Source organism: Petrachloros mirabilis (assembly GCF_975968855.1).
Genome location: NZ_CDLUDY010000151.1, coordinates 1 through 3,753 on the forward strand (window position 1 = coordinate 1; position 3,753 = coordinate 3,753).

The following is a 3,753-nucleotide window of genomic DNA, read 5'->3' on the forward strand; positions in this document are numbered from 1 at the left end:
GAGTGCACGCAGCGAAGGTCCGCCGTGCGGGCGTCCCGATCCTGACCTCGCACACAATTGTTGGCGCGTTGGGAGAGTCACGCGTGAGTGGTGCCGTCATTGCGAAGGTGGACGACACGTGGAGACCAATCCCTGGTAGCGAGAAAAGAGTCGATGTCGACACGATCTGTGTGGCAATAGGGCTTCGTCCGAACACCCGTCTCGCCTCACTCGCAGGATGCCAACTCACAAACTCATCCGTGTTGGGCGGTTGGGTTCCCATTCACAACGGCCAATTGGAGACCACTGTCCCTGGAATCTATGTGGCGGGCGACGTCTCCGGTATTGAAGAGGCGAGTACGGCATTAGACGAAGGTCAGCTGGCAGGGATTGCTGCGGCTTCCGCAATGGGCAAAACGAGTGCTTACGACAAAAAGGAGCTTCAAGCAATTGCCGATCGGTTGTGCGGACTAAGAGGGGGCCCATTCTGTCAGCCGATACAGGATGCCAAACAGAAGCTCGTTGACCTGGGGGAGACAGTATGTCCAAAGAAGTAGCTGTAAATGGGGATGTGTCACAAGCGGAGCTTGAACGGTCTCCAGGCTACCCTTCAAAGGACCGAATGCTACAGGGACCTGTCGTCGTCATCGAATGCCCCCAGGAAATCCCCTGTAACCCCTGTGAGGAGGCTTGTCCTCATGATGCCATTATCGTTGGGACGCCGATCACGAATTGCCCCCAACTCGATGAGACCAAATGCATCGGATGTGGGCTGTGTATTCCTCGATGTCCCGGGTTGGCCATCTTTCTGGTCGACTTGACCTATTCAGACGGATTGGCTGCGGTGACGGCCCCCCATGAGTACCTGCCATTGCCTGAGGTGGGGCAGAATGTAGCCGCAGTAAATCGTGACGGGAAACCGGTTTGTAAGGCGGAAGTGGTTAAGGTCGTCAACACCAAAGCCAACGATCGGACTGCAATGATTACGGTGATTGTGCCCCGCGAGTATGCAGCAATCGTACGAGGTATACAGATCTAAGGAGTAGCCATAGAAATGGATGACGAGATCATTATCTGCCGCTGCGAGGAAGTCACCGTCGGACAGATCAAACAGGCCATCCACGAAGGTGCCGTGGATGTAACCGGCATCAAACGGCGAACCAGAGCGGGGATGGGATTGTGTCAGGGACGCACCTGCGAAAAGATCGTGATGCGTCTTTTGGCACAAGAACTGGGCACACCGCTGGAGAAGATCAAGCCTGATACCATCAGACTCCCTATTGTGCCGGTGACCTTTGGCGCGTTAGCGGGGATACCAGATGATTGACACAGCCGACGTAATTGTGGTGGGCGGCGGGGTAATCGGAGCGGCCGTAACGTACTATCTCTCACAGGAAAGAATCAATGTGGCCTTGGTAGAACGAGGCGACATCGCATCCGGCACATCGAGCGCCTGCGACGGGAACGTCCTATGCACCGACAAGAAGCCGGGATACGACAGCCAACTCACTCTGAAGAGCCAGCAATTGCTCGCCCAACTTGTCGATGAGCTCGATTACGACCTCGACTACGCGCAACGTGGAAGTGTCCTCGTCGTAGAGGACGAAGCGCAGGAGAAAGCGGCACGCGATTGGGTGAAGCAGCAAAAAGACGCTGGCCTTCCGATGCGATACATCGAAGGCAATGCCGTCTTCGAGGACGAGCCGCTTCTGCCCCGGGACGTTGTTGGGTTAGTGGAGTGCGCTTCAGACTCGTCCTTGAACCCAATGGCGTTGGTGTACGGTTTTGTGGAAGCGGCCAAACGCAATAAAGCGTCTGTCCACTCGCGGACGGAGGTCACTGCCCTTCTGCAGGAGGATTCCGGAGCGGTCTTCGGTGTCGCCACGTCTAGTGGTGAAATGCTAGCCTCGAAGGTCGTTTTAGCATGCGGAGTATGGACACCGCAGATCGCCAGGACAGCGGGGGTAACCGTTCCCATTGAACCCCGCAAAGGACACATTTTGGTTGCGGAAAGGACGCCGCGACGAGCGCGACGAAAACTCCAGGAGTTCGGCTATTTATTGGCCAAGTTCGGTGAGAAACGCGACGTCGAACCCGACATGGAAACCTACGGCGTGGCGATGGTCTACGAACCCACCGGACATGGGAACTTCCTGATCGGCTCCAGCCGCGAATTTGTCGGGTTTAATACCCGTACCGATTTACAGGTACTGAGACTGATGGCCAAGCGGGCCCTGCGATTCTTCCCCGCGATCAAGAACATCAACGTGATTCGGTCTTATGCAGGACTTCGTCCGTGGACACCGGATCATTTTCCTATCGTGTCGCTTGTGCCTTCGGTGCCAGGGCTATACATCGCCGCCGGACACGAAGGCGACGGAATCGGTTTGGCCCCGATGACAGGGCAAGTGATCGCGGAGATGATTGTGGACAGGCCGACGACTGTTCCGGTGGAGCCGCTGCGATTCGATCGCTTCGAACAGGAGAATCAATTGCACTAAGGAGGCGAAAAAAGATGGGGATACTTCGGGGTGTATATGTTGTCCTCGTCACCCCGTTCACTGCTGATCAGGCGGTGGACTACGAAGGGATGGGAAAAAACGTCGAATGGTTGGTCGATCAGGGCGTTCATGGCGTGATCGCATTAGGGAGCACGGGAGAGTTCGCCAGTCTCAATGACGAGCAGAAGCGGAGGGTCACAGAAACGGTGATCGAGGCCGCGGCCGGTAACGCACCAGTGGTGGTCGGGTCGAGCGCGGAAACCACGGAAAAGGCGATCGAGTATATCCAACAGGCAAAGAACCTGGGAGCAGCCGGAGCGCTGGTCCTTCCGCCTTGGTACTACACCCCGGATCCCGATGAGATCGTCAATCACTACACGCGCATCGCCGAGGCGGTCGATCTTCCGATCATGATCTACAACAACCCGTTTACTTCCAAAGTCGACATCGAGCCGGAGACGGTCGCCCGTCTCGCCGAGCTGCACACGATCGATTGCATCAAAGAAAGTTCGGGGAACTTCCGGCGTATCGCCGAGATCCGTCAGCTCACCGACGACAAACTCGGGGTTTTCTGCGGTTGGGAGGATTTGGCCTACGAGTTCTTCCTCATGGGAGCGATCGGCTGGGTGTGCGTAATCGGCAACGTTTTCCCGAAGATGGCGGTGGACCTGTTCGATCTGGTGACCGAGAAGAAGGATCTTGATGCCGCGTGGACGCTCTACAAGAAGATGCTCCCCTTACTTCGATATCTCGAATACGCCGGGAAGACGCAGAAGGCGCTGAAATACGCCCTCGACAAGATGGGGCTGTGCGGCGGCTCTTCTAGTAGTCCCAAATTGCCGCTGGATGATGCTGAAAGAGTGAAAATCGACAAAATTCTCCAAGAGCTGGGTGTGTTTCAACAGTGAGCGTCTCACTCGAAGATGAGGAGTCACCGTTTAGCATCGCTTCACAAGATGGTTGCCTTTGCGCGCGCTTGTTTGGACGTTGACAAAAAAGCGGGGGAACCATAGTATGGCGAGGCTGAAATTCTCCGTAAGGGGGTGATAGACGGATTCACGTTGTCAAAAAGGAATTGGCTTATTGACAATCGGCTCACAGCAAGGAGGGAACAAGTGAAAAGCAAGACAATCGTGTTATTGCTGTTGGCGGTAGCGCTATTAGCTGTCGGCGGCCTGGCGGCCTCGGACAAGTTGGTCTATATATTCTACGGCGAACCCGGAGAGGCCGATCCGGCGACCGCCTACGACATGAGATCGGCGGTCATCCAAGA

5 protein-coding genes are annotated in these 3,753 nt (G+C 55.9%); all 5 read left to right on the forward strand.

Translation table 11 applies throughout. The annotated features are described in order from the left end of the window. On the forward strand, positions 1-536 hold a 536-nt coding region (locus ACWVCN_RS06105), incomplete at its 5' end, for an NAD(P)/FAD-dependent oxidoreductase (protein ID WP_455244665.1). Further along, a complete protein-coding gene (locus ACWVCN_RS06110; protein WP_455244667.1) occupies positions 521-1,018 on the forward strand; it encodes a 4Fe-4S binding protein in 498 nt (165 codons plus the stop codon). The genes ACWVCN_RS06105 and ACWVCN_RS06110, both read left to right, overlap by 16 nt. A gap of 15 nt (positions 1,019-1,033) precedes the next feature. Further along, positions 1,034-1,306: a (2Fe-2S)-binding protein gene (locus tag ACWVCN_RS06115; RefSeq protein WP_455244668.1), complete on the forward strand. Its 273-nt coding sequence runs from the start codon at positions 1,034-1,036 to the stop codon at positions 1,304-1,306. Then, positions 1,299-2,480 carry an NAD(P)/FAD-dependent oxidoreductase gene (locus ACWVCN_RS06120; RefSeq protein WP_455244669.1) on the forward strand — a complete coding sequence of 394 codons (1,182 nt, stop codon included), beginning with the start codon at positions 1,299-1,301 and terminating at the stop codon, positions 2,478-2,480. Before ACWVCN_RS06115 ends, ACWVCN_RS06120 begins: the two co-directional genes overlap by 8 nt. Positions 2,481-2,494: 14 nt before the next feature. After that, entirely contained in the window at positions 2,495-3,388 is an 894-nt protein-coding gene (dapA, locus tag ACWVCN_RS06125) for a 4-hydroxy-tetrahydrodipicolinate synthase (protein ID WP_455244670.1), read from the forward strand. Positions 3,389-3,753 lie beyond the last annotated feature (365 nt).

What these genes read in the sequence shown, in the direction of transcription:
- ACWVCN_RS06110 (WP_455244667.1), top strand. Translation starts at nt 521, where the DNA reads ATGTCCAAAGAAGTAGCTGTAAATGGGGATGTGTCACAAGCGGAGCTT.
- ACWVCN_RS06115 (WP_455244668.1), top strand. Translation starts at nt 1,034, where the DNA reads ATGGATGACGAGATCATTATCTGCCGCTGCGAGGAAGTCACCGTCGGA.
- ACWVCN_RS06120 (WP_455244669.1), top strand. Translation starts at nt 1,299, where the DNA reads ATGATTGACACAGCCGACGTAATTGTGGTGGGCGGCGGGGTAATCGGA.
- dapA (WP_455244670.1), top strand. Translation starts at nt 2,495, where the DNA reads ATGGGGATACTTCGGGGTGTATATGTTGTCCTCGTCACCCCGTTCACT.